Source organism: Nitrosomonas sp. Nm166 (assembly GCF_900112825.1).
GTDB lineage: Bacteria > Pseudomonadota > Gammaproteobacteria > Burkholderiales > Nitrosomonadaceae > Nitrosomonas.
This window is the reverse complement of record NZ_FONE01000029.1, coordinates 1-26,112: the sequence shown is the minus strand read 5'-3', so window position 1 is coordinate 26,112 and position 26,112 is coordinate 1. Positions and strand designations below refer to the sequence as shown.

29 protein-coding genes and 1 tRNA gene are annotated in these 26,112 nt (G+C 41.5%); 9 read left to right on the top strand and 21 right to left on the bottom strand.

What is annotated here, in order from left to right:
* Positions 1–320 precede the first annotated feature (320 nt).
* The 4 genes from BM021_RS09420 (at position 321) to BM021_RS09405 (ending at position 3,531) form a co-directional block, all read left to right on the top strand.
* Entirely contained in the window at positions 321–1,406 is a 1,086-nt protein-coding gene (locus BM021_RS09420) for a hypothetical protein (RefSeq protein ID WP_090720789.1), read from the top strand.
* Between the two features lie 106 nt (positions 1,407–1,512).
* A complete protein-coding gene (locus BM021_RS09415; protein ID WP_090720788.1) occupies positions 1,513–1,767 on the top strand; it encodes a Rho-binding antiterminator in 255 nt (84 codons plus the stop codon).
* Between the two features lie 60 nt (positions 1,768–1,827).
* Positions 1,828–2,901, top strand: coding sequence for an A/G-specific adenine glycosylase (mutY, locus tag BM021_RS09410; RefSeq protein WP_090720787.1), 1,074 nt, complete (start codon positions 1,828–1,830; stop codon positions 2,899–2,901).
* A 15-nt stretch (positions 2,902–2,916) separates the two neighbouring features.
* The gene (locus tag BM021_RS09405; RefSeq protein ID WP_090720786.1) at positions 2,917–3,531 is read left to right on the top strand and encodes a 5-formyltetrahydrofolate cyclo-ligase; all 615 of its coding nucleotides are present in this window, start codon (positions 2,917–2,919) and stop codon (positions 3,529–3,531) included.
* 26 nt (positions 3,532–3,557) lie between these two features.
* Here the strand turns inward: BM021_RS09405 and BM021_RS09400 are convergent, their stop codons facing one another.
* The 8 genes from BM021_RS09400 to lptC form a co-directional block, all read right to left on the bottom strand.
* Positions 3,558–4,172 carry a flavin prenyltransferase UbiX gene (locus BM021_RS09400; RefSeq protein WP_090720785.1) on the bottom strand — a complete coding sequence of 205 codons (615 nt, stop codon included), beginning with the start codon at positions 4,170–4,172 and terminating at the stop codon, positions 3,558–3,560.
* A gap of 56 nt (positions 4,173–4,228) precedes the next feature.
* A complete protein-coding gene (hprK, locus tag BM021_RS09395) occupies positions 4,229–5,188 on the bottom strand; it encodes an HPr(Ser) kinase/phosphatase (RefSeq protein WP_090720784.1) in 960 nt (319 codons plus the stop codon).
* Positions 5,175–5,642, bottom strand: a complete 468-nt coding sequence (locus tag BM021_RS09390; RefSeq protein WP_090720783.1) for a PTS sugar transporter subunit IIA — start codon at positions 5,640–5,642, stop codon at positions 5,175–5,177. Before BM021_RS09390 ends, hprK begins: the two co-directional genes overlap by 14 nt.
* Positions 5,643–5,739: 97 nt before the next feature.
* Positions 5,740–6,063 carry a ribosome hibernation-promoting factor, HPF/YfiA family gene (hpf, locus tag BM021_RS09385; RefSeq protein ID WP_090720782.1) on the bottom strand — a complete coding sequence of 108 codons (324 nt, stop codon included), beginning with the start codon at positions 6,061–6,063 and terminating at the stop codon, positions 5,740–5,742.
* Positions 6,064–6,081: 18 nt separating this feature from the next.
* Positions 6,082–7,548, bottom strand: coding sequence for an RNA polymerase factor sigma-54 (locus BM021_RS09380; RefSeq protein WP_090720781.1), 1,467 nt, complete (start codon positions 7,546–7,548; stop codon positions 6,082–6,084).
* Between the two features lie 48 nt (positions 7,549–7,596).
* On the bottom strand, positions 7,597–8,319 hold the full coding sequence (gene lptB / locus BM021_RS09375; RefSeq protein WP_090720780.1) for an LPS export ABC transporter ATP-binding protein: 723 nt from the start codon (positions 8,317–8,319) through the stop codon (positions 7,597–7,599).
* A gap of 44 nt (positions 8,320–8,363) precedes the next feature.
* The gene (gene lptA / locus BM021_RS09370; RefSeq protein WP_090720779.1) at positions 8,364–8,909 is read right to left on the bottom strand and encodes a lipopolysaccharide transport periplasmic protein LptA; all 546 of its coding nucleotides are present in this window, start codon (positions 8,907–8,909) and stop codon (positions 8,364–8,366) included.
* Positions 8,906–9,442, bottom strand: a complete 537-nt coding sequence (gene lptC / locus BM021_RS09365; protein ID WP_256207857.1) for an LPS export ABC transporter periplasmic protein LptC — start codon at positions 9,440–9,442, stop codon at positions 8,906–8,908. Before lptC ends, lptA begins: the two co-directional genes overlap by 4 nt.
* A gap of 253 nt (positions 9,443–9,695) precedes the next feature.
* Here lptC and nadA point away from each other — a divergent pair, with 253 nt between their 5' ends.
* The 5 genes from nadA (at position 9,696) to smbP (ending at position 14,504) form a co-directional block, all read left to right on the top strand.
* The gene (gene nadA / locus BM021_RS09360; RefSeq protein ID WP_090720777.1) at positions 9,696–10,793 is read left to right on the top strand and encodes a quinolinate synthase NadA; all 1,098 of its coding nucleotides are present in this window, start codon (positions 9,696–9,698) and stop codon (positions 10,791–10,793) included.
* Positions 10,794–10,879: 86 nt separating this feature from the next.
* Positions 10,880–12,052 (top strand): cardiolipin synthase ClsB, encoded by a 1,173-nt coding sequence (clsB, locus tag BM021_RS09355; RefSeq protein WP_090720776.1) that lies wholly within the window; start codon positions 10,880–10,882, stop codon positions 12,050–12,052.
* 54 nt (positions 12,053–12,106) lie between these two features.
* A complete protein-coding gene (locus tag BM021_RS09350; protein WP_090720775.1) occupies positions 12,107–13,153 on the top strand; it encodes an L-threonylcarbamoyladenylate synthase in 1,047 nt (348 codons plus the stop codon).
* 21 nt (positions 13,154–13,174) lie between these two features.
* The gene (locus BM021_RS09345; protein ID WP_090720774.1) at positions 13,175–13,942 is read left to right on the top strand and encodes an HAD family hydrolase; all 768 of its coding nucleotides are present in this window, start codon (positions 13,175–13,177) and stop codon (positions 13,940–13,942) included.
* Positions 13,943–14,156: 214 nt separating this feature from the next.
* Positions 14,157–14,504, top strand: coding sequence for a small metal-binding protein SmbP (smbP, locus tag BM021_RS09340; protein WP_090720773.1), 348 nt, complete (start codon positions 14,157–14,159; stop codon positions 14,502–14,504).
* Between the two features lie 78 nt (positions 14,505–14,582).
* On the opposite strand, the gene BM021_RS09335 is transcribed toward smbP, so the two are convergent.
* From BM021_RS09335 to BM021_RS09275, 13 genes are all read right to left on the bottom strand, one after another.
* Positions 14,583–15,515: a peptidoglycan DD-metalloendopeptidase family protein gene (locus BM021_RS09335; protein WP_256207856.1), complete on the bottom strand. Its 933-nt coding sequence runs from the start codon at positions 15,513–15,515 to the stop codon at positions 14,583–14,585.
* A 145-nt stretch (positions 15,516–15,660) separates the two neighbouring features.
* Entirely contained in the window at positions 15,661–16,323 is a 663-nt protein-coding gene (locus tag BM021_RS09330; RefSeq protein WP_090720771.1) for a protein-L-isoaspartate(D-aspartate) O-methyltransferase, read from the bottom strand.
* 45 nt (positions 16,324–16,368) lie between these two features.
* Positions 16,369–17,112, bottom strand: a complete 744-nt coding sequence (gene surE, locus BM021_RS09325; protein ID WP_090720770.1) for a 5'/3'-nucleotidase SurE — start codon at positions 17,110–17,112, stop codon at positions 16,369–16,371.
* A gap of 77 nt (positions 17,113–17,189) precedes the next feature.
* A tRNA-Pro gene (locus tag BM021_RS09320) sits at positions 17,190–17,266 on the bottom strand.
* Between the two features lie 60 nt (positions 17,267–17,326).
* Positions 17,327–17,707 (bottom strand): MerR family transcriptional regulator, encoded by a 381-nt coding sequence (locus BM021_RS09315; protein ID WP_090720769.1) that lies wholly within the window; start codon positions 17,705–17,707, stop codon positions 17,327–17,329.
* On the bottom strand, positions 17,685–17,993 hold the full coding sequence (locus BM021_RS09310; RefSeq protein WP_090720768.1) for an integration host factor subunit alpha: 309 nt from the start codon (positions 17,991–17,993) through the stop codon (positions 17,685–17,687). The genes BM021_RS09315 and BM021_RS09310 overlap by 23 nt, the downstream gene beginning before the upstream one ends.
* Before the next feature lie 184 nt (positions 17,994–18,177).
* On the bottom strand, positions 18,178–20,544 hold the full coding sequence (gene pheT / locus BM021_RS09305; RefSeq protein WP_090720767.1) for a phenylalanine--tRNA ligase subunit beta: 2,367 nt from the start codon (positions 20,542–20,544) through the stop codon (positions 18,178–18,180).
* A 44-nt stretch (positions 20,545–20,588) separates the two neighbouring features.
* Positions 20,589–21,608, bottom strand: a complete 1,020-nt coding sequence (gene pheS, locus BM021_RS09300) for a phenylalanine--tRNA ligase subunit alpha (protein ID WP_090720766.1) — start codon at positions 21,606–21,608, stop codon at positions 20,589–20,591.
* Positions 21,609–21,709: 101 nt separating this feature from the next.
* Positions 21,710–22,069 carry a 50S ribosomal protein L20 gene (rplT, locus tag BM021_RS09295; RefSeq protein WP_090720765.1) on the bottom strand — a complete coding sequence of 120 codons (360 nt, stop codon included), beginning with the start codon at positions 22,067–22,069 and terminating at the stop codon, positions 21,710–21,712.
* A gap of 13 nt (positions 22,070–22,082) precedes the next feature.
* Positions 22,083–22,280 carry a 50S ribosomal protein L35 gene (gene rpmI / locus BM021_RS09290; protein WP_090720764.1) on the bottom strand — a complete coding sequence of 66 codons (198 nt, stop codon included), beginning with the start codon at positions 22,278–22,280 and terminating at the stop codon, positions 22,083–22,085.
* 102 nt (positions 22,281–22,382) lie between these two features.
* Positions 22,383–22,955, bottom strand: a complete 573-nt coding sequence (gene infC, locus BM021_RS09285; protein ID WP_090720763.1) for a translation initiation factor IF-3 — start codon at positions 22,953–22,955, stop codon at positions 22,383–22,385.
* Between the two features lie 32 nt (positions 22,956–22,987).
* Positions 22,988–24,895, bottom strand: a complete 1,908-nt coding sequence (thrS, locus tag BM021_RS09280) for a threonine--tRNA ligase (protein ID WP_090720762.1) — start codon at positions 24,893–24,895, stop codon at positions 22,988–22,990.
* Between the two features lie 76 nt (positions 24,896–24,971).
* The gene (locus tag BM021_RS09275; RefSeq protein WP_090720761.1) at positions 24,972–25,724 is read right to left on the bottom strand and encodes a hypothetical protein; all 753 of its coding nucleotides are present in this window, start codon (positions 25,722–25,724) and stop codon (positions 24,972–24,974) included.
* Between the last annotated feature and the right edge of the window lie 388 nt (positions 25,725–26,112).

Sequence of the window (26,112 nt, the reverse complement as noted above, 5' to 3'; positions counted from 1 at the left end):
AATGTGGCTCAATCCGCAACCACTGTGCATCCGTAAACCAGAAACATCTGTCCATGATTCAATCCTCCTTACAAAGCATTGAATCATTCTTGCCTCCCTTTGGGAAATCCTCTCATTATCCGCAATTAAAGGGTCCGGATCCTAGACAGCTATTTTAGAAATCTAAGCCATAAGTTATGGCTGCTATCCAAAGGTTATCTAAAAATTCAACACTTCTCCATTCAGCATTCATTCAGATTCTGCACAATATGATGAGCAACACATAGAAAATACCCATCGATGCTCACAACGATACGAGTACAGTAAAAGTAGAGATTGATATGAAAAAATTCAAATTAACTTACTTGGTGATAGCCATCTGCGGATTACTCTCAGCAAGTCCAGTAACGGCCGAATGGGATGGAAGTGATTTCGATGGAGGTGGCGATTTTGGAGGAGACTTTGGAGAGGGATTTGGTAGCGACTTCGAAAGCTACGATGGGAATAATTTTGACGCCGGCTATTATGATCAAGGAAATAATTTTGAGGATGATTATTATGACCAGAATGATTTTGGCCAGAACGATGCTTTTTACCCAGACGATGAATTTCATCAACAAGAAAGTTATGAATTTAGCGGGGATCCAGGCCAAGAGAGCAACTTTGGTCAAACAGGTGAGTTTAACCCGTCCAGCAACCCTGTAGACAATCATTCTGGCCAAAATGTCGAGTCTGCGCAAAGCAAGGAAATTACGCCAGAGCCTCTGCAGAATAATCCAACTAATGCGATTAACGAATCAACCACAGCCGATTCCTCTGTCCAGAATCCTGAAGCTGTCCAGGAAAGTTCTTCTGCTCAGAACATTCATATTCAGAACAATATACAAACAGATCAGGATGTTGCAACTAATCAAACCTCTGATCATGGCCATAGCAATGGAGATCATCATCATGGACATCATCATCACGGACATCATCACCATCATGATGGATTTGATTTAGGATTCGGCCTTGGTTTAGGAATGGGCTTAGGATTTGGATTTGGGTCACCCTTCAGTCCTTTTTGGGGTCCTTTTTATGGTCCCTTTGCTCCTTTTGGAAGCTTTGGCTATTATAGTTTTGGCTATCCTATCAGTGGCTTTGGTGTCGGCTTCTACAATCATTATGCTTTTGGCCCATACCGTCGCTTTGAAAGCTATTATCCATCAGGCGGTTATCTTGTAACTGCACCAGTATTAACAGCACCGCTGGCTCTTGCTTCCCATAGCAGCTCTACTTATATTCAGCAAAATAGAGTGCCTCCTGCCAGACCAGCTACTGCACAAAAGAATAACTACTGGCATTACTGCCGCAATCCTGAAGGGTATTATCCCTATGTCAAACAATGCTCAGGGGAATGGATAAAAGTTCCTCCTCAACCCTCTTGAAGGATTGATTGAATTTATGGTTTTCAATTTAAATTTTATCTTGTGATCGTATGTCAGATATCGTATATAGATGTCAGTTTAAAACCATTTAAAGGAATTTATTGCGATGACTCAAGATGCAATTTCGTGTGAGCTTCATGATTTTGTTGAAGTAGCCTGCATGTATGGCTATCAGCTTAAACTTATCCTAAAAAACAACCAGATCATAGAAGGCAAAGCCATTGATATTGTAAATTCTCCTGCAAAGCAGGAATGTTTAGTGATTGATAGTGCTTCCAGACAGCACATTGAACTCACACAGCTTGCTAAAATGCAGGTACTTACACCAAATGCTAAATTTAATGAAGTTGTTTTTGAATAAAGTCTTATAAAAGAACTGGCAATATTCGTTCCCAAATATTGCAGGTTTACTCGCACACCGATGTCGTTTATCGCAATTCAGCTCATCCATTGGCACAAGCACTATGGCCGTCATCATCTCCCCTGGCAAGGGAATCGAGATCCTTATGCGATCTGGTTGTCCGAGATCATGCTACAACAGACACAAGTCAATACAGTCATTCCTTATTATGTGCGGTTCATGCGAGAATTCCCGACCATCAGTAGCCTGGCACAGGCGCCTCTCGATAGCGTGCTGGCACTCTGGAGTGGTCTTGGCTATTATTCGCGTGCCCGTAATTTACATCAAACAGCGCGTATTCTTATGCAGGAATATCAGGGGCAATTTCCAGACACTCCGGCATTGATCCAGCGGCTACCGGGAATCGGGCGTTCAACAGCTGCTGCCATAGCAGTTTTTGCTTTTGGCAAACGCGAGGCAATTCTGGACGGTAATGTTAAGCGAATTTTCGCTCGCCATTTTGGAATTACAGGCTATCCGGGCGAAAGTAAGATACAAAATCAGTTATGGGATAAAGCTGAAGAATTGCTGCCTGTTAACTATCGCAACGGTCAAATTGAAACTTATACACAAGCATTGATGGATCTGGGCGCTACTGTCTGCACACGCCATACTCCCCTTTGCCCTACTTGCCCATTACAACATTCTTGTATTGCTTACAACGAAAATCGTGTGGATCAATTACCCACCCCAAAACCGCGTAAGCCCCTACCTCAAAAAGAAACCATCTTCTTGTTACTCATGCGACAGCAAAATTTACTTTTGGAAAAAAGACCTGCTGCAGGTATCTGGGGGGAATTATGGTGTCCACCAGAAATTTCAATCGGGATCGATGCAGCTGCTTATTGCCGCTCTCATTTAGGCATAGAAGTTCAATTATCCATTACGCTACCAGCGCTAGACCATCAATTCACACATTTCAAATTACGTATTTACCCGCAGCTGCTACAAGTCGTTTCAGGCACACCGGTACAGCTGCATAAATTCGTTTGGATCAAACCTGTTGATGCACTCGAACAAGCGATTCCGACACCCGTAAGAAAACTATTACAACAAAATTTTCTAGCGGATGACTGCACTCTGCTGAATATCTGATTTACATTAAAAATTATGGATAACTTACTGGAATGGAAAAAACATCAACGCAAACAGTTAATTACAGCTCGCGAAGCATTACCTGCTGATGTTCATCAACAATGGAGCGAAGCCATTTCGGGTTTGCTCAAGCAAGGTTTGTCCAAACTGCAGAAAATGACGATTGGAATTTACTGGCCATTTCGCGGCGAATATGATCCACGACTCATCGCCGAGTATTTTATCCGACAAGGAGCATCATTGGCATTACCGGAAGTAATCGGCAAGCATCAGCCGTTGTGTTTTCGTGAATGGCTGCCGGATACACCGATGAAAGAGGGCGCTTATGGCATTCCTGTTCCTGCAGAAACCAGAGCTGTTATGCTCGATGCAGTAATCATTCCAATGGTTGGATTTGATCAGCAGGGCTACCGATTAGGCTACGGCAGTGGTTATTTTGATCGTACCTTAGCCACTTATTATCCACAGCCACTGACGATCGGAATAGCTTTTGAAATGCAGCGGCTAGAAAATCTTTATCCCCAGCCACATGATATTGCCATGCACTACATTGTGACAGAAGTGGATATTTTTCGAGCCGAAAACCATGGCCTTGTACCCGCTTCTGTCATTCAGAATTTTGATGAGTAGCTATTTAAAATAGCGATAAAGGAGTATTAGCTTTTTTCTCCCCATCGGGGGATAAGGGTGTGCTTAATGCCCAGATGATCCAGAATACGTGCCACAACAAAATCAACCAAATCCTGTATGGCCTGGGGATGATGATAGAAGCCAGGGTTGGCCGGTAGAATAACTGCTCCACTACGCGCAAGCTTAAGCATATTTTCCAAATGAATCGTAGAAAAAGGCATTTCCCTCGGTACCAGGATAAGCTGCCGGTTTTCTTTTAACATCACGTCTGCTGCCCGCTCAATGAGTTTCTGGTTCATACCCGCCGCAATGGCAGCTAGCGTTCCCATCGTACAAGGACAGATCACCATCGAATCAGCAGGATTAGAACCAGAAGCTACCGGTGCAAACCATTCTTCACGTCCAAACACCCTTAATTGCCCTTCCGGTAGATTATATAAATGATTAAAAAATACTTCTGCTTCTTTGGCACGGGAAGGTAAAGCCAGGTTCATTTCCTGCTGTGCGACAATCTGTGCTACTTGAGAATACAGCAGATAGACCTGCTTGCTCTCGGCCAGCAACATCTCCAGCAAGCGAATACCATAAGGCATACCCGATGCACCAGTGAGTGCCAGTGTAATTATTTGGGGATTCTCCATCGTGATCAGAGTGGATTCAAAAATCGCTCTCAATGAGGAGCTGGAAGAACCTTACGCTAGTTGGGTTTTTTATCTATTGATTCACTATTCATCACTTGCTCATGCCGCTCAATAAAATCCTTAGTACTATCAATACCGCGTAACTGTAGAACATAATTCCGTACTGCCGCCTCCACCAGGACCGCCAGATTTCGTCCGGCTGCTACTGGAATAATCACTTTACGGATATCAACATTCATAATACTTTCATTCAGATTACTGAGAGGCAATCGTTCCAATACACTTGCATCAGTTCCACCGCTGTTTTGCAAGTGAACAATCAACTTCATATTTTTATGACGTCGCACTGCGGTTTCTCCAAAAATTGTACGAATATTCAGCATGCCCAAGCCCCGCACTTCAAGATAATCTCTTAGCATCGGCGGACAGCGGCCTTCCAGTGTTTCAGGCGCAATTCGACGTAATTCCACGACGTCATCAGCCACCAGTCCATGACCTCGGCTTATTAATTCCAGAGCCAGCTCACTCTTACCTACACCACTGTCACCTGTTATCAGAACTCCCATGCCCAAAACATCGAGAAGCACGCCATGCAAAGTACAGGAAGGCGCCAGAACGCTTCCTAAATAGGCTCGTATCACCCAGATGACTTCCAGACTAGGATAAGGTGAGCGTAACAGAGGAATATTGTAGGTACTGGCCATGTTATAAATGGCTACAGGAACTTCAGCATTGTCCGCAGCAATTATACAAGCGAGATTACCTTGCGTAAGCTGATTGAGCTTTTTCTCAAGAGAGACAGCATCTAATTTGTTTAGATAATGAATCTCATCGCTACTCAATACTTGAATCCAGTCTGGATGGATGAAATTCAAGTGCCCAATCATACCCTGAGCAGACTGCGCGATAGCCTCATCACTGAGTTCAGTACCACCACCACTCTGACCTGATATCCAGGTTAACTCAAGCTTCTCCTTTTTATCCTCAAATAGCTGAGCAATGCTAATTCGTGACATTCGGCTCCCACTCAGCAATCAATTTGTGGATATCTGCTGCATCCTTACTACGCAAAATATTTTCACGAAATTGTTTATCGCTAAACATTTGTGCCAATTCACTTAGAATTTGCAAGTGCTTATCATTAGCTTTCTCCGGTACCAATAAAATACAAGCGATATTGACCGGTTGTCCGTCAGGCGCATCAAATGGAATGGGTTCTTTCATCGTTACTAAAGCTGCGACCGCATCACGTAATCCTTTAATACGACCGTGTGGGATAGCAACACCTTGCCCTAAACCTGTTGAACCCAATTTCTCGCGTGCGAACAGACTGTCAAAAACCTGACTGCGCGCGATCTGACTGGTATTTTCAAATAATAATCCCACTTGCTCAAACACACGTTTCTTACTGGCGACATCCAGATTAATAATAACATTAGACGGTGGTAATAATTGTGAAATTAAGTTCATGTAAAAATAAAATTATTATTGATCAGATGCTTATAAAGCATTACGAGAATATCATCAGTTATAAGTTAATTGCTTGAAAAAGAAGCATGTCTAATGATTATTCAAGATCTTGATCTTTTAATGCACCCTGCTTGCGGCGTTCAAGGCTTTTTTCTTTGTGCTTAAGTATTTGCCGATCCAGCTTATCTACAAGACTATCAATAGATGCATACATATCTTCACTATCGGTTTCGACAAAAATATCTTTGCCCCGCACATGAATATTCGCTTCTGCTTTTTGTTTAAGTTTCTCTATTGAGAGAATAACGCTCACATCAATGACATGATCAAAGTGACGTGTAATTTTATTGATTTTTGAAATCACATAATCACGCATCGCATCGGTAATTTCGACGTGATTGCCGGTGAGTTTAAGGTTCATTATTCTTCCTTATTTTAATTAAAGTGATTTGCGAAGATTCGCTGCAGGAATATGTAACGATTCCCGGTACTTCGCAATGGTACGACGAGCGACAACAATACCTTGCTGTTCGAGAATATTTGCAATCTTATTATCACTCAATGGCTTCTTTGAGTTTTCTTCTTGTATCAATTGCTTGATCAATGCACGAATAGCTGTGGCCGAACAAGCCCCCCCCGAATCGGTGGCCACATGACTGGCAAAAAAATATTTAAGTTCAAAAATTCCGCGCGGTGTGTACATGAATTTCTGTGTAGTCACACGTGATATCGTGGATTCATGTAAATTCAAGGTTTCTGCAATCTCGCGTAATACAAGCGGGCGCATAGCTACTTCTCCATGCTCAAAAAATTGCTGCTGCCGCGCAACAATAGCCCTAGCTACCCTTAGTATGGTATTTGAGCGCTGCTGAATGTTTTTAATCAGCCATTTAGCTTCATTTAACTGGCTTGCTAACCCACGTGCTGAACTGTGATGCGCTTGTTTCAGTATATTAGCATACAGATGATTAACCCCTAGTTTCGGAAGTGCATCGATATTAAGATGTGCAATCCAGACACCATTATTTTTTGTAACTGTAATGTCGGACACGATATAGCGTTCGCTTTGAGGATTAAATTCAGCACCAGGCTTGGGATTGAGATGGGTAATCAATTTCTGAATAGCGCGTAAGCTTTGACCATCACAGGCCAGTAATCGCTTAATTTGAGCAAAATCATGTGATGCCAGCATGTCCAGATATTCTCGTACTACTTTGAGTGCCTGATCACGATGCGCAACATCATCGGGTAATGCCTGTAACTGTAACATGAGGCATTCTTGCAGATCACGTGCCCCTACACCTGGAGGATCAAGACGCTGCAAATAATTAAGGGCATGCTGCAGATCATTCAGACTGATACCTAACTCAGCGGGTAATATTTCCATCAACTCATTCAGCGGTTGAGGTAGATAACCATTATCATCCAGGCTATCGATTAAGAAACCTGTAATTTTTTTCTCATGCTCAGAAATCTGGCTTAAACAAGAAACCTGGAAAGTTAAATATTCACGCAAGTTTAATGGCTTGGCAGGAATTTGCGGAGCCTCATGATCATCATCTTCATGAGCACCGTAAGAAAAAAAACTTTCCTGAAACCACTCAGTATCATGAATATAGTCTTCTTCCGACGTGGTAATAGTTTCAGACAGCGCCATTTCTGATGGCGCACTTTTCAAATCTGTATCCAAGTCTGTAGGGTCAGAATATTCTGAAGTCGTGGATAGAAAATCTATTTCAGGCGCATTCCAGTCTTCGCATAATTCCAATAACGGATTTTCCTGCACAATACGTTCAATTTCTTGGTTCAGTTCAAGCGTCGATAACTGCAACAATCGAATAGACTGTTGCAACTGGGGCGTAAGCTTGAGCTGCTGTGTTATTTTGAGCTGGAGTGTCGGTTTCATGGTTTTAGAACAACAAGCAGAAAGAAGTGATTGAATTCATTTTCTAAATTACAATCGGAAGTGTTCTCCCAAATAGACTTCCCTAACCTGTTCATTATGAATGATCTCATCAGGCTTGCCTTTCGCCAGCACGTGGCCTTCACTGATGATATATGCTCGATCACAAATTCCTAGCGTCTCGCGAACATTATGATCAGTAATCAGCACACCAATTTTTCGTTCTCTCAGGAAAGAAACAATTTTCTGTATATCTAAGACAGCAATTGGATCTACGCCAGCAAAAGGTTCATCCAGCAGAATGAAACGTGGTTGCGATGCCAATGCACGAGCTATTTCAACACGACGGCGTTCACCTCCTGATAAACTGATTGCAGAATTATTACGTAAATGGCTGATATGCAAATCGTGTAATAAGCCATCTAAATATCGCTGTTTTGTATTATCTTTCAGGTTCTGCAACTCTAATACTGCAAGAATATTCTCTTCAACGGTTAAACGTCGAAAAATCGATGCTTCTTGAGGCAGATAACTCAATCCTAGCCTTGCTCTTTGATGGATCGGTAATTGACTTAAATCGCGATCATCCAAGTACACTCCGCCACCATCGAGGGGGATCAAACCAACAATCATATAAAAACACGTAGTTTTTCCAGCGCCGTTAGGACCCAGCAAGCCCACTACTTCACCACTGCAAAGTGAAAAAGACACATCCTGTACTACGGTACGTGATTTATAGCGTTTTTTTAAATTACTGGCTTTTAGCTCACTCATTCCTTGCAATTAGATTCACTTCTCAGATAATCTCATAATTAAGACTACTCAGCCTTTTTTTTAGGCTGAATAGTAATCCGAACCCGCTTGTCAGGACCCGTTTCAACGCCACGCTCCTTACTGCCAATCACCTTAAAAAATTCACTACCCATATCATAGGAGATATAATCGCCTTGCACTTCATCGGAACCACGTTTTAGTCGTGCCTGTCGGAACAATTCAATTTTATCCGTTTTGCTATCGTACTCTACCCGCTCGCTCCAGCCTTCCACATATTCATCCAAACCGTCTCGCTTCTGACGGAAAGTCACTAGATCTCCAATCGCTGTTGCGTGCTTAAATCCATTAAGGTCTTCTTTCATAATTACTTTATCGGCAGTAATTCGCATCGTTCCTTGAGTTAAAATCACATTCCCTGTAAATATGCTGACTCGACTGGCTTCCTTACGGTTAACATCTTCAACGGTAGCGCGATCAGCTTCGAGGTAAACAGGCTTATTGCGGTCAGCTTTCTCAGCTATTACAGGCCGGGCAAAAAACAAGCCCAATAAGCATACAACAAGGATCAGTTTTACTGTTTTTTCAGTCATTTCCTATTAACCGCTCTTACTTGTGTCAAGAGCTGTATCATTCCAGTATGATTATTAAATTCCAGGCCGATCGCGCTAATCGCAGTATTAAATCTCGAGATAGTTACCGATTGATCCGTTTTAACTAAATTTTCATCCGGAATAAGATGCAAAAAGTTAGTTGTCAAAGTGATTTTACCTTTCTCATCATCCGCACCTCTTAGCGCAGTTACATTCTCTCTCAAAAAAATATTTTCGCCCTTGCCTCTCACTTCTGCATAGTCTGCCCGCAAGCGAATTAAAGGCTGCTCTGGATCAGTATTTACGAAACTGATTTGTTCCATCTGCGTAACATCTTCATTGAGATAATGAAGTAGCTTCCTTGCAGCAAATTTCCGCTGAATCGCACGTTCATGATCCATTCGAATGCCGGACAGATCTTCAACAATATAATCCGCATTGCGATATAAATCATTACCTCTCGTTTGTTCTGGCGGACGAGTAACCCAATCTAACCAAAATGTTATTAAAGCCAGAAAAATAAGAAAAATCAATGAAAAGCTGAAATGTAGGCGACTGGTCATTTAAAAATTATTGACTGTGGCTGTTATTCCAGAATATGCATGACCTTGATGAAAATACACACTTTATAAATTATTATACCAGACTCAAATCTCCGTTTTATGAAGAGATACTTTTACTATTCTTCTAAGCCTTTAAATTCCAACTTGAACCTATATCTTAGAACCGATATCTTAGTATAGTAATGTTTATTATTCGAAAAACACTTGAGAAATAAAACTAGCAATGTACGCAGAAGCTTTTGAATTTGAAAAATATGACCAATTAGAGGATGAAACCTGCGCCCAACGTATTATTGATGCCAAGAATATGCTGGGAAAACGCGCTGTCATTCTGGCTCACCACTATCAACGTGCAGATGTATACCGGCATGCAGATCTGACAGGTGATTCCTTAAAACTTTCCTTCCTTGCGGCTCAGACTGATGCGGATTATCTGGTCTTCTGTGGCGTCCATTTCATGGCTGAAGTTGCGGATATGCTCTCCAGCCCGGAACAAATTGCTATTCTGCCCGACATGGCAGCCGGCTGTTCAATGGCAGACATGGCCAGCCTCTCCAATGTAGAGCGTGCCTGGCGTGAGCTTGCGGAAATACTGGATCCGGATGAATCGATCACACCTGTCACTTATATTAATTCTGCTGCTGATCTTAAAGCTTTCTGTGGCGAGCACGAAGGTATTGTCTGTACCTCCAGTAATGCTACCAAGGTTCTGCAATGGTCGTTTAAGCAACGGGAAAAAGTTTTGTTTTTTCCTGATCAGCATCTCGGCCGCTGGAGTGGACATCAACTCGGCATTTCACTGGAAGAAATGCCCGTATGGAACTTCGATGAACCCATGGGCGGATTAACTGCCGAGCAAATCAAGAAAGCCAAAATTTTATTATGGAAAGGGCATTGCTCTGTTCATCAGATGTTTCAACCACAGCACATTATTCGTTTTCGTAATCAGTATCCTGATGGCATTGTCATCTCTCACCCGGAATGTAGCTACGAAGTTTGCAAAGCATCAGATTATGTCGGCTCAACTGAATACATCATTAAAACCATTGCGGAAGCGAAAAGTGGTACGCGCTGGCTGGTAGGTACTGAACTTAATCTGGTTAGCCGAATTACGGAAGAATTTAAATCACAAGAGAAAATTGTTCAATTCATGTCACCCATGGTGTGCATGTGTTCCACGATGGCGCGCATTGATCCGCAACATCTGGTCTGGGCACTGGAAAATTTGGTCAACGGTAATGTCGTGAATCAGATCAAAGTTCCTCAGGATGAAGCCAGACTTGCAAAACTTGCGTTGGATAGAATGCTAAAAATCTCATAACAAAGGCTAACAGTATATGATGTGCAATTCTGCATCATCGATGAACTGAATTTATGTAGGCTTATAGTTTCCTAGTGCCTCTAAAAATGAGAAGCCCCTATTTCATTGGCGGTAATCAGATAATCTTATTACATAATGGAGAAGAATATTTTCCAAAACTAGAAGCTGCGATAGAGCAGGCACAGACTGAAATATATATAGAGACTTATATTTTTGAATATGATGCGATCGGTATCAGGATTTCTGAAGCTTTAATACGTGCGGTACAACGCGGAGTATCCGTACATCTGCTACTGGATGGTTATGGCTGCCAAAACCTCTCACGCGATGAAATACAAAACATGCTTACAGCCGGTATTCATGTATTAATATTCAGGCCAGAATTTATCTTTTCGATGCCACATCGCCATCGTTTACGCCGAATGCACCGCAAATTAGTCAGTATCGATGCAAAGATCGCTTTCGTCGGCGGAATTAATATCATTGACGATCAGCATAATCCGGAGAAATTGACGCCGCGTTTTGACTATGCTGTTCTTATTAAAGGCCCGATACTCACTCAAATCTACAGCAGTATGAGACGCTTATGGACACAAGTAGCATGGGTACATTTAAAGGAACATTGGATTAATCCGGTCGTAATAAAACCAACACACAAACCATATGGAAATCAACGCGCTGCATTTTTGATTCGTGATAACTGGCGCCATCGTCATGACATCGAGCGCGCTTATCTGCAAGCCATTCACCAGGCGCATACTGAAATCATCATTGCCAATGCCTATTTTCTGCCGGGAAGAAGATTTATTACTGCGCTGAAAGATGCCGCTCAACGCGGTGTAAATGTCGAACTTTTATTACAGGGCAGAATCGAATATCGTTTGCAATATCATGCGACCCGGGCAATGTATGAGAATTTATTGCAAGCTGGAATAAAAATTTATGAATATAGCCGCAGCTATCTACATGCCAAAGTAGCTGTTATTGATCAGCATTGGGCAACCGTAGGTTCTTCCAATATCGATCCTTTTAGTTTGCTCCTGGCACGCGAGGCCAATATCATCATTGAAGATCAAGATTTTGCAAACGAATTAAAAACAAGCTTGAGAACTGCAATCGTGCAAGAATCCGTATCGGTAACATCAGCGAATAAAGGTTTTCTCTCATGGCACAAAAATACTATCAATTGGCTAAGTTTCTACCTCGTACGCATGATCCAAGGTATTCTGGGTTATGACTGGCCTGATAATCAACCCTAAATTTCATTTAAAACGATTGATGCGCTTAATCGACTTTTCATTTGAGTCGAACATATGTATGTAAAGAAACAAACACAATATTCTCAAAACAGGCCAAATTTGTCATCAGAACAGCATGACCAGATTTCCGCAGCCGCGCGCATATTATGCGAAGGCGGCACGGTGGCTTTTCCTACCGAAACTGTCTATGGTCTTGGTGCTGATGTTACAAATCCATACGCTGTCAACAAGATTTACACAATTAAACAGCGCCCTACTGATCATCCGCTCATCGTACATATCGGTAATATTTCCCATTTGCAATATTGGGCACAAGCCATACCGGAATTCGCCTGGAAACTCGCCAGTCACTTCTGGCCCGGACCATTAACTTTGATTCTGCAGCGCAGCCGTCATATATCTGATCGAGTTACAGGCGGCCAAGATACGGTGGGGCTACGCATACCGGCTCACCCTGTTGCGCTGGCTTTGCTTAACGCACTGGGACCGGACAAAGCACTGGCCGCTCCATCAGCAAATCGTTTTGGAAAAATTAGTCCGACTACGGCAGCACATGTGCGAGAGGAATTGGGCTCAAAAGTCGATATGATCTTAGATGGTGGTGCCTGTGAAATAGGTCTGGAAAGCACCATCATCAGTTTCCATGACCAATTGCCCGCAGTACTCCGGCCGGGCGGCATTGCATTATCTGCGCTTGAATCAGTACTGGATAGTCCGATTATTGTAGCGCACAATGTCAATCAAGCGGTACGTACATCCGGGTCATTACCAGCACATTATGCACCCGCAACTCCACTAAAAATATACTCGACAGCGCAAATCGAGAAGGAGGCAACAACATTAGCAGCACAAAGCTTGCGGGTTCTGATCATTAGGTGGTCCGATATTGATAAATCACAGCTTCTGGATCCGTTGATCCAGCAATTCTTCATGCCTCAAGATCCAATTTCTTACGGTAAGCAACTGTATGCAAGATTACATGAATTCGATCAAGCAGCATTTGATTATATCCTGGTAGAAGCACCGCCTGATCACCCTGCCTGGTTAGCCATTACTGATCGCCTGCAGCGTGCCAGTTACCACCATCTGACAATAACTTAAACTCATTTATAGAATAATAGAATGAATACATATAATAAATTAGAAGCCGTACTGTTTGATGTAGACGGCACACTTGCTGACACAGAGCAAGACGGTCATCGCCTTGCATTCAATGCTGCATTTAAACATTTTAATCTCGACTGGCATTGGGATATCGATCTGTATGGTGAACTGCTGCAAGTTACTGGTGGAAAAGAGCGAATTCGACATTATCTAGAAAGGTATATGCCTGCTGCGCTCAACAAAAGCGATTTGTCGGACTGGATTGCCAGCTTGCACAAAACAAAAACCAAGTACTTTGAGTCACTAATGGAACAAGGTCGTATTCCGTTACGTCCTGGTATTGCTCGATTGATTCATGAGCTGCGTCAGGAAAAAATAAAAATCGCGATTGCAACAACGACCACAATGGAAAATGTCACCGCTTTGCTAAAATCAACTCTAGGTGAAGAATCTATTGGTTGGTTCGATGTGATCGGAGCTGGTGATATTGTGCCCCTGAAGAAACCGGCACCCGATATCTATTACTGGGTACTCAACCAACTCCAGTTAACCGCGCAACAATGTATTGCAATAGAAGACTCTGAAAATGGATTGAAATCCGCACTGACAGCCGACATTCCTACACTCATCACCGTGAGTGGTTACACTCGGTCACAAGATTTCAGCGGCGCAATGGCAGTTTTATCAGATCTAGGGGAGCCATCTCAACCATTCACTCAAATCAGAGGTATCCCATTTGATAAACAATGGATTGATTATAAGTTACTCAATAATTTGATTAACTGATTAATCAACCATTAAGCTTCGATATAAATATCGGTAAGCAAATCAGTCTTTCTTAAAATCTGTTTTTATACAATTAACTTGAATTTGTTCTAGCTTCTAATGTTTTTGTGTTATAAGTAATCTGTGCAAAGTCTCATTGAATTGATAGAGATTAGGCACCAGCCCTAGAAAGGGTATGTTAGGTCCTCTTTAAATTAATACAAGGAGTAACATTATGAAATTCATCAGAATGACTATAATGATCGGTGTATTAGCACTCTTTTTCAATTCACAAGTAATTGCCGGTACCAATCAGCACACTACAGAAGCGATAAAACACGCAGAAGAAGCCAAAACTCACGGTGAAGCCGGTCATGCCAAGGTGTTATTAGAACATGCACAACAAAGTCTCACTCATGCAAAAGCTGCCGAAAAGGAGCTTAAATCAGAGGCACGCCAGCATATGACTGAATCAATCAAGCATCTGGATGAAGCTATCGCGCATGCAAAACAAGATCACGCAGATGTAGCAGCAAAACATGTCGAGGAAGCTTTGAAGCACATGCGCGATTCTGAGAAGTAAGCAATTGAGATTAAATAAAAAAAGCGGATATGTTTATCCGCTTTTTTTATTTTAAGTAGAACTGGCTGATTTTTATCATCATGATGGATTAGGTAAGTATTCCAGCGGATCAACTGGCTTACCATGTTTTCGTATCTCAAAATGTAACTGGATAGTATCTGAGTCAGTATTGCCCATTTCTGCAATTTTCTGACCCTTTACCACGGCCTCTCCTTCTTTTACCAGTATCTTACTATTATGGGCATACGCACTGAGGAAGGTATTATTATGCTTAATAATTATCAAATTTCCATAGCCACGTAAACCGTGACCACTATAAACTACTTCACCTGCAGCCGAAGCCAGAATCGGTTGTCCAGCCTGACCGGAAATCTTTACACCTTTAGAATTCTTTGAAAAAGATGATAGCAACTTGCCAGTCGTCGGCCACATCCATTCAGCATCAGACTGCTGTGATTCTGGCTGAGGAGCAACTTCAATTCTGGTATTTTTTTCTAGCGCTGGGGGAGGCGGTTGTGTCTGTACTACAGAGGATAAATTGGCTGAATCTTTTAACCGTGCCACATTCTGCTCTGAGAAAGGTAACTTAATGGCTTTTGGGCTTGTTTTTAGGTTTCCCTTTACTTCGCTCCCCCTATCGCTTTCCTGGGGAATCGTAGCGAAGGGCTGTTCATTGGGTTCAAGAGTTGTCTCTATGGGTTGCTGAGGCAAAGCAAACAAGACAGGTTGAGAATCGCTTGCTGGCGCAGACAATGGCACAGACAAACTAATTCTCTGGCCCGGTTTGATGTTTTTAGGGTCTGTGATATGATTCCATTCAGCTAACTTCTTGAAATCAATGCCATGATTAAGTGCAATACTGTATAGCGTATCCCCTTTCTGTACGATATAAAACTGATTATAGGAACTGGAACTCGCTGGTTCAATGGATTTATTGATGGGTCCCACTACATCCGCTTTCGAGCGATCGACTACTGGAACAGGTGGCTGTGTGGTACTACATCCAATCATCAATAGGAATAAAATTGTAAATAGACTAAAAAATAATAACTTAAAATAACTCATCAAAGAAAAAGTTGCTTTGATGATGCATCTATCGATACCGCTATCTATTAGCCTCATCGGGTTGTTCGTCATTTTAATATTCCTCGTATCGTTATTTTTTTACGACACCAGATAATAAAGGCACAAAATTTACCTCTTCCAGCACAGTCTCGGTATAGCCTTGGGGATTACGTTCTATAACACACAAATTCTGCTTCTGTACCCCTTTAGGAAAAACCATTTTACCCCCCACTACCAATTGCTCCAATAGCGCAATAGGGACATGAGTCGTTACCGCTGTCATGATGATACCATCAAATGGTGCAGCTTCTGCTAGTCCCCGCAAGCCGTCCGCATGCTTCAAATGGACATTTCTAATTTGTAATTCCTGTAATCGGATTCGAGTACGGGTTAATAAAGGCCCGATCCGCTCGATTGAATAAACTTTTTGTGCAATTTGTGTCAATACAGCCGTCTGATAACCACAACCCGTTCCAATTTCCAGCACCTTATCCAAATCAGAATTAGCACGTAATAATTCGCTCATACGCGCCACGATCCAAGGGCTGGATATAGTTTGTCCATAATTTATGGGTAAGGCAACATCTTCATAAGCGCGGCTTGCTAAGGCCTCCTCAACAAAAACATGACGAGGAATAGCCCCCATTACAGATAAAACCACTTCATCAGCAATACCTTGTGTACGTAAACGCTCAATCATTCGCATTCGTGTACGCTGTGAAGTCATACCAATTCCAGAATGACGCACAATCACCGATTAGCATCCATAAGACTTTAAATTACATTTACATAACAATTTCTAATTATTTAACCATCTCGTTATCAGATCCAACTGATCGTATCGGGTTAAATCAATCTGTAAGGGCGTTACCGAAACCCGGTTGTGCTGTACAGCATAAAAATCTGTACCTTTGCCCGCGTCCTGTGCCGCGCCTGCTGCACCTACCCAATATACTCTCTCTCCACGCGGAGTTTGCGATTTAATGACTGGTTCTGCTTTATGGCGCCTACCTAATCGAGTCACTTCAATTCCTTCAAGTTGTTGATATTCAATATCTGGCACATTAATATTCAATAAAATCGAACTTGGAATTTCATTTTCTCTAAAGCGCCTTACCATATCAGCTGCAACACGGGCAGCGGTTAGATAATTTCCACGAGATGCGCCAACTAAAGAAACAGCTAATGAAGGGATTCCGAGTAAAAAACCTTCTGTGGCGGCAGCCACAGTACCAGAATAAATTGTATCATCGCCCATATTAGCGCCATCATTTACCCCAGACACTATCATATCTGGCATAACATCCAGCATACCGGTTACTGCCAAGTGAACACAGTCAGTAGGTGTTCCATTCACGTAATAAAAGCCATTATGGGATTTATGTAAACTTAATGGACGATCCAATGTTAAGGAATTACTAGATCCGCTACGATCTCTTTCAGGCGCGACGACAATGATTTCTGCAATTTGGGAAAGTAACTCAGCAAGACATGCAAGACCAGGCGCAAAGTATCCATCATCATTACTCAGTAAGATGCGCATTTCTATAAGGCTATGATAGTCATTGAATCAACAAACAATCTTGCAATTAGATTTGAATAGAGCGTTAACTTACAAAATGGTCGGGGCGAGAGGATTTGAACCTCCGACCACTTGCACCCCATGCAAGTACGCTACCAGGCTGCGCTACGCCCCGAACAGGAAATTATAACAAACTACGCATTTTATTTTAGAAACTATTATTAAAATATATTCTTTATGAGAGCAGAAGCGACATCACACTTTTGATTTCACGTCGAATGTAGCTCAGATCTGCTATTGAAGGAGATGTATTTATATCAGTTGACTTTACAAGCGTTGGTTTATCTTCATTATGATCTAGCCGGCTACGCGCTCCGCTAATCGTAAATCCTTGGTCATAAAGCAGCTCCCTAATACGTCGAATTAATAATACTTCTTGATGCTGATAATAACGACGATTACCCCGACGTTTAATAGGTTTTAATTGTGAAAACTCCTGCTCCCAATAGCGTAATACATGGGGCTTAACGCCACAGAGTATACCTACTTCTCCAATCGTAAAGTAACGTTTAGCTGGAATCGGAAGTAATGTATTACTTGTTTTTTGGTTTTCCATGATAATTCTTTTCAACCAAGTTCTTCAGTTTCTGGCTGGCGTGGAATGTAACTACACGACGCGCAGTAATAGGAATTTCTTCGCCTGTTTTCGGGTTTCTACCGGGGCGCTGTGGTTTTTCCCGTAATTGAAAATTGCCAAATCCTGAAAGCTTGACACCTTCATTATTTTGTAAAGCATTCCGTACTTCCTCATAAAACGATTCGACCATATCCTTGGCTTCACGTTTGTTAAGCCCCACATTTTCAAATAGTAAATCTGCTAATTCGGCTTTGGTCAATGCCATACTTCACTCCTTTTAGTTATTAATTTTTATAACCTTATTCACCAATAGTTAGGTCATTAAGCAGTGGCACCTTTGATAAGAAACAGATTAATAATTCATCTCATACACTAGGCTTACGAAGAATAAATCTGATCAATGCCTTCAATCTCAATGATAATCAATTGCATGATTTTTTCAGTGATCATCAATTACGCAATGTTGCAGAGAATTTACTTTCTAATATTTTTATTAAACTTGTCACTGCAAAATCAGCTTCTTCATCTGTTAGCGTTTTCTCAGTATCTTGTAATAAGATACGGAATGCAAGACTTTTTTTGGTGCTTTCCATGCCTTTGCCGCGATAGATATCAAATAACGTAATATCCGATATAATTATTGATTTTTCAGCATTCATACTGGTCAATAATGCATGCACACTGATATCATTATCCACAATGATTGCAATATCACGGCGTATCAGTGGGAATTTAGAAATCTCCCTAGCAACAGGTAAGGATTTAAGCAGCAAATTTTCTAACTCCAATTCAAACAATACTACATTCCTCTGTAAACCATATTTCTTCTGCCAACGTGGATGAAACTCTCCCAACCATCCGATTGATTTATCTCCAATACAAATTTGCGCTGATTTTCCCGGATGCAATGCCGGATGAGAGAATTTCTTGAAATAGATAGCTTGATCCCTACACAGAACTTCTATATCCGCTTTGATATCATAGAAGTCAACATTTCTCGCGGGAATTCCCCACTGTTCAGATGCAATATCTCCATAACTGAGCCCAGCAAGCTTTTCTATTTGTTTATAATTATTTTCATTATCTCTGACAAAACAACACCCTGTCTCAAACAAGCGTACTCTGATTTGCTTACGATTCAAATTAAACTGCAAATTGGAAATTAAACCGCCAATCAGTGTGCTCCGCATTACACTCATCTGGCTTGCAATCGGATTTTTTAATGTGATCGGTCTCTCATTATCCGCAAAATCACGCTCCCAATCTGCATCTACGAAAGCGTAGTTGATCACTTCTTGATAATCGCGCATCATCAGTAGGCGCTTTATTTCTGTATGAGAAAATTCTGCTTCCGATGCTGGCAGCATCGCCATATCAGTGTGTGGAAGATGAGTAGGAATATGATCATATCCAAAAATGCGTGCCAGCTCTTCTATGAAATCTTCTTCTATTGTCAGATCGAAACGATAGGTCGGAGGGGTAACATTAAAAACATCGCCTTTCACTGAAAACTCAAATCCTAAGCGTTTAAAGTAGTCGTTTACTTGGTCTTGAGTGATATTAATGCCTAACACTCGTTTTATTCGTTCAGTACGTACATTGACAGCGTGTCTTTGCGGTAATTGATGCTTCACTTCGGTCACAGGCCCTACCCTCCCACCACAGATGGTTTGTATCAGGTAAGTAGCACGCTCCAAGGCACTCTTGGTCGCAGCAAAATCCACGCCTCGCTCAAAACGGTAAGCAGAATCCGAACTAAATCCCAGACAAAATGACTTGCCGCTTATGACAGCCGGAATAAAAAAAGCGCTTTCCAAAAAAATATCTGTAGTGCCGTGTGTGACACTACTTTCTACTCCGCCCATAATACCGGCTAATGCCAGTGGTTTATGCTCATCTGCAATTAACAGTAGATCTGAATTTAAATCTAGCTCATTACCGTTCAATAACTGTATTTTTTCATGCGAAAAAGCATAACGTACCTGAATAGTTCCGGTAATCTTTGCCAAATCAAAAGCATGCATGGGCTGACCGGTTTCCAGCAATACATAATTGGTGATATCGACCACAGGATTAATGGATCGTATACCACTACGCTCTAAGCGCTGGGTTATCCATAGTGGTGTTAACACATCAAGTTTTATGTCACGTATTATTCGGCCACAATACAAGGGGCAAGCTTCAGAGGCAATCACGTGCACCCTCAAGGTATCTTCAGTTTCAGGAGTAATAGATCTTATCTCGGGTACTCGTAGGTCAGTCGCTGTTATTGCTGCAACTTCACGTGCCACACCCAATATCCCAAGGCAATCGGCGCGATTAGGCGTCAGGCTCAATATAAAAATGTTATCGTCAAGTTGGTAATAACTACGAAAATTTACCCCTACCGGTGCATCTGCAGGAAGTAACAATAAGCCCTCAGCCGCATCACTGATGCCTAGCTCTCTGGCTGAACATAGCATGCCAGCTGAATCCACACCGCGTAACTTCGCTTTTTTAATGACCAAATCCGGCAGATTCGCACCAATCAATGCACAGGGTACTTTTATTCCGGCACTTACATTAGGTGCGCCACAAACAATTTGCAGCAAGTCTTCCTCAGTTTTTCCTGTTTTAACATTGCAGACCTTTAATCGATCTGCTGTAGGATGCTTCTCAACCGAAAGCACTTCAGCCACAACAACCTTATCAAACAACGATGCCACTGGCTGGACACTTTCAACTTCAATCCCCGCCATCGTTAACGCTTGTGCAAGTTCATTACTTGAGCAAGGTGAATTAACAAAAGTACGCAACCAGTTTTCAGAAAACTTCATGAGGATCTACTTTTAATTGCAACGGGTAAGTAAATTAATCAGGGTTAGTTAAATTGTTTAAGAAAACGCAGATCATTTTCAAAAAACAGTCTCAAGTCATTGACGCCATATCTAAGCATTGTCAAACGCTCCACTCCGATACCAAAAGCAAACCCAATATATCGTTCGCTGTCAATCGCAACATGTTTTAAAACATTTGGATGAACCATTCCACAACCCAGTACTTCCAACCAGCCCGTATGACTACATACACGACAACCTTTTCCATCACACATTACACAACCAATATCCATCTCTGCAGAAGGCTCAGTAAATGGAAAAAAAGATGGCCGAAATCTTACTGACAAATCATCACGTTCAAAGAAGTGCGACATAAAATCAGCTAGCACACCTTTTAATGCGGCAAAATTGGCATGCTCATCGATCCACAAACCTTCTACTTGATGAAACATCGGCGTATGTGTTACATCAGAATCGCAGCGATAGACACGCCCAGGCGCAATCACCTTTATCGGTGGTTCATTATCTTGCATATAGTGAATTTGGACGGGCGATGTATGTGTACGTAGCAAATTGCCATTATCAACATAGAACGTATCATGCATTGCCCGCGCCGGGTGATTTTCTGGAATATTTAATGCAGTAAAATTATAAAAATCTGTCTCTATTTCTGGACCGGAAGCGACATTAAAACCTATCGAGTGAAACAGGGTTTCGACACGCAACAAGGTTTGTGTTACCGGATGTAAACCACCCATCTCCAGTCCTCTACCAGGCAAGGTGACATCCAAGGCCTCCTCAGTCAATTTAGCTTCGAGTTCTTTTGCCTGAATTGCGCTGCGTCGAGATTTAAGCGTTGCCTCTAATTGGTCCTTGGCTTGATTTATTTGGCTGCCCATGATGGGACGCTCTTCGGCGGGAAGCTTCCCTAATCCTTTCAATAATTCAGTAAGCAAACCATTCTTACCAAGGTAGCGCGCCTTAACATTTTCCAGCTCGGTAGGATTTTCTATGCTATTCATCAAGCTTACTGCTTCATTGATAATTTCTTCCAAGTTTCTCATATAAATTCAATAAAGAATAAGATTATCCCACCATTACATTCACAAGAAAAAGGGAGGTCAAGCTTTACCCGACCTCCCAATGTCTTTTTTATTACAATTAATTATGTGGCAAGACTGGCTTTTGCCTGCTCGGCTATTTTCTCAAAAGCACTCTTATCGAATACAGCCAAATCAGCCAAGACCTTTCTATCTATCTCAATGCTTGCTTTTTTGAGGCCATTCATAAAAACACTGTATGACAGACCACACTCTCGGGCAGCTGCATTGATCCGTGCAATCCATAAAGCTCGAAATTGTCTTTTACGCTGACGGCGATCTCGGTATGCATATTGACCAGCCTTCATAACAGCTTGCTTGGCGATGCGATAGACATTCTTACGGCGTCCACGGTAGCCTTTAGCCAAATCTAATATTTTCTTGTGTCGTGCATGAGCGGTTACACCACGTTTAACTCTTGGCATGTCGTTCCCCTTTTTATGCGTACGGCATCATAGCACGCACCGAAGTTGCGTTCGTAGCGTGAACGCTCACAACACCTCGCAACTGGCGCTTATTTTTAGTCGTTTTCTTGGTCAATATATGGCGCTTAAAAGCTTGTGAGCGTTTGATAGTTCCACTCGCTCGAAATTTAAATCGTTTTGCTGCACCACTTTTGGTTTTTATTTTAGGCATACATACCTCCTTTTCTAATATGAAGCTAGGTGTTTTCATTATTGAAAATCTTACAAAACCTAGCGATCACTTATTATTCAAATAGGTGACTATGACAGAAATTTATGATGTTACAGTTGAGTTTTCCGCTACTGCTTTAGATTTATCAGCTTTTGCATCTTTCTTTCTAGGTGACAGCACCATAACCATTTGCCGCCCTTCCATTTTAGGGAATTGTTCCACTACTGCAAATGATTCCAAATCGCTTTTTACACGCTCCAGTAAACGCATACCAAATTCCTGATGCGTCATTTCACGCCCTCGGAAACGTAAGGTTACTTTAACCTTATCCCCTTCATTCAGGAAATTTGTTAAGTTCCTTAATTTTATATTGTAATCACCTTCGTCCGTATTTGGTCTAAATTTAATTTCTTTAATCTGAACTTGTTTCTGCTTTAGCTTCGCATCATGTCTTTTCTTGCTTTCCTGATAGCGAAACTTACCATAATCCATCAATCGACAAACAGGCGGTTGTGCAGTTGGAGCGATCTCAACCAGATCAATGCCTGCCTCCTCAGCTAAGACATTTGCTTCAGCAAGGGTAACGATACCAACTTGCTCTCCATTGACTCCAATTAAACGTACCTCTGGCGCATCAATTTCTTGATTAATGCGTGCTGTTTTTTCTTGAGCTATGGCAAATTCTCCAAGTTTAGTTTAATAAAAATTTATGCTTTTGAAGAAAGTTCTTGTTTAAGACGTTCTATTAAGGCTGGTAACATCATTTGACCAAGATCCTCACCCGCACGGCTACGAACAGCAACTTTATTGGTTCGCACTTCTTCATCTCCTACAATAATTTGATAGGGAAGTTTCTGCAAACTATGCTCCCGAATTTTATAGGTTATTTTTTCATTTCTCAAGTCTAAACTGGCTCTAATACCATGATACTTCAGTTGGGTAGCTACCTCTTGCGCATAATCAATCTGTCCTCGAGAAATATTTAACACGACAACCTGTTCGGGTGATAGCCACAGAGGAAATGCTCCCGCATAATTCTCTATCAATATACCGATAAATCTCTCCAGAGATCCTAAAATAGCCCTATGAAGCATAACCGGCACTTGGCGTGAGTTATCTTCTGCTACATATGCTGCACCCAAACGATCAGGCATGGAAAAATCCAATTGCAATGTACCACATTGCCATACACGTCCAATGCAATCCTTTAATGAAAATTCAATTTTTGGCCCATAAAATGCACCTTCACCCGGCTGTAATTCCCATTCAAGCTTAGCTTTATTCAGAGCAGCTTCCAGTGCTGCTTCTGATTTGTGCCACTGCGCTTCGGATCCCACACGCTTTAGTGGACGAGTTGAAAGTTTAACCAAAAGCTCTTTAAAGCCAAAATCAGCATACACAACCTTCAATAGATCGATAAATCGTACAACTTCATCTTGCACTTGATCTTCTGTACAAAAAATATGTGCATCATCTTGTGTAAACGCACGAACTCGCATAATACCGTGTAATGCGCCGGATGCCTCATTTCGGTGGCATGAACCAAATTCAGCTAGCCTTATGGGAAGTTCACGATAGCTCCGCAGACCTTGATTAAATATCTGAATATGACCAGGGCAATTCATCGGTTTTATGGCAAAGTCTCGCTCATCAGAATCCGTGGTGAACATATTTTCACGAAAATTCTCCCAATGTCCTGAACGCACCCATAAATTTTTATCCAAAATTAGCGGTGTGCGTATTTCTTGATAGCCATTCTGATTCAATATATTTCTCATATATTGCTCAATTTGCTGCCACAATGTCCATCCTTTTGGATGCCAGAACACCATCCCCGGTGCTTCATCCTGTACATGAAATAAATCGAGCTGCTTTCCAAGCTTTCGATGATCCCGTTTTTCCGCCTCTTCTAAACGATGAAGATAGCTTTTCTGATCATCCTTATTCGCCCAAGCTGTTCCATAAATTCGCTGCAGCATTTCATTATGTGAATCACCTCGCCAATAAGCTCCTGCTACTTTCATAAGTTTGAAAACTCTTATCTTTGAAGTCGTCGGAACATGTGGGCCTCGGCATAAATCTGTGAAATTACCCTGAGAATAAAGTGACAAATCTTCATCTCCTGGGATAGATTCAATGATTTGTGCTTTATAATGCTCCCCCTGTTGCTTGAAAAAACTAATTGCATCAGCACGTTCCCATATTTTTCGCTTTATCTTTAAATCTCTCTTGCTGATCTCAAGCATACGTTTCTCGATAGCAATTAAGTCCTCAGGAGTGAATGAGCGCTTATAAGAAAAATCATAATAAAACCCGTCCTCAATTACAGGCCCAATAGTAACTTGTGCATCAGGAAATAATTCTTTTACGGCATGAGCTAGCAAATGAGCACAAGAGTGTCGAATAATCTCTAATCCTTCCCCATCTTTCTCTGTAACGATGGCAAGATCACAATCTTTATCAATTAAACTGTCTACATCAACCAGTTTTCCATTTATTTTTCCTGCGATCGCTACGCGGGCTAAACCAGGTCCAATCGCTGAAGCTATATCTATAACGCTTATTGGTTGATCAAAAACACGCTCTGAACCATCTGGTAAACGAACAACAGTCACAAATATTCCTTCCGTCTCAGAATTATTTAACAAAAACCATATTTCTTGATTATTCCCTAATTTCTAAGGAAATTTCTTAATGAGCGATTGTTTTATACCAGTTATTCATTTTTTGCAAACCATTTAAAAACTTTGGAGCAAAACCAATTGCTACTGCGTCAACTAAACAATACCAAGCCGCTACACCACTGGGTGGATTTCCTTGTGTCCAGTCAAAAACAGGTTCAATAGATGCCCACTTCCATGTTCCTGCTGCTGTACCGACAATCTCCAACCAAGTACAAATAAAAAAAGCTCCAAGATAAACCATGGGAGATCGGCCCTTAAAAATACAAATGACAAATATACAAAATAAAAATGCGCCAACTTGATCACCTTGTTCAGGTATGCCACTAATGCCCCACAGTGACCATATACCTCCAGCAGTTATCACAAAGACAGCTATTTTTTTTGCATTCATTAAAAAAAATCTTGAGCGTGCAAGTGCGACAGCTGTCAAATAAACCATTCCATGTCCTGGAGGCACATAATGGGGCACGTTTCCAAATCGATAGGTATATCCTTCCATATAAATCGAAGCAAAATGCTCACCTGCAGTAGCAAATGCCACGGCAATAACAACTTGCATCCTCACTTCTCTATTTTCACCGATTAATAATCCAACCAGGAAAATCCAAGCTATCACACCTAACAAATTTTGAATTTCAACACTTGCCCTACCATCAATTACTAGGCTGACTCCTACACAAAAGAATGTAAAACCAGCAATAAAATAATCTCGATAATTATGTGGATAATTAATATCAGGTTTTGGAAAATGATTGAACATAATACATTTAGCCTTACGGTATAATAAAAAAACCCGCTATTAGCAGGTTAATTCAAAATTCTTAGAGCTGCAAAATTAAAAGCTTCTTGATATCAACAACTCCGCCGATGCATAAAAAGATCGTTAGCACACAAGACCTAATACGATGAGCAAACTTAGGAATAAGAGTAATTCAATCTTAAGTTGGTAAATTCTGGAGATAGCAAATCCCCAGAATTTTATTTTACTCTGTCTAATGTTGTCTTAAGTTGCTTTTTTTATCGCTTCAAAAGCATTCTCCAAGCATCGATGATTACTCTTCATCTTCCTCCTCATCGTCATCTTCACCCTGAGCTTCACTTTCTACGGCTGGACTAGCGCCTTCGCTCTCGTCTTCTTCGTCCTCTTC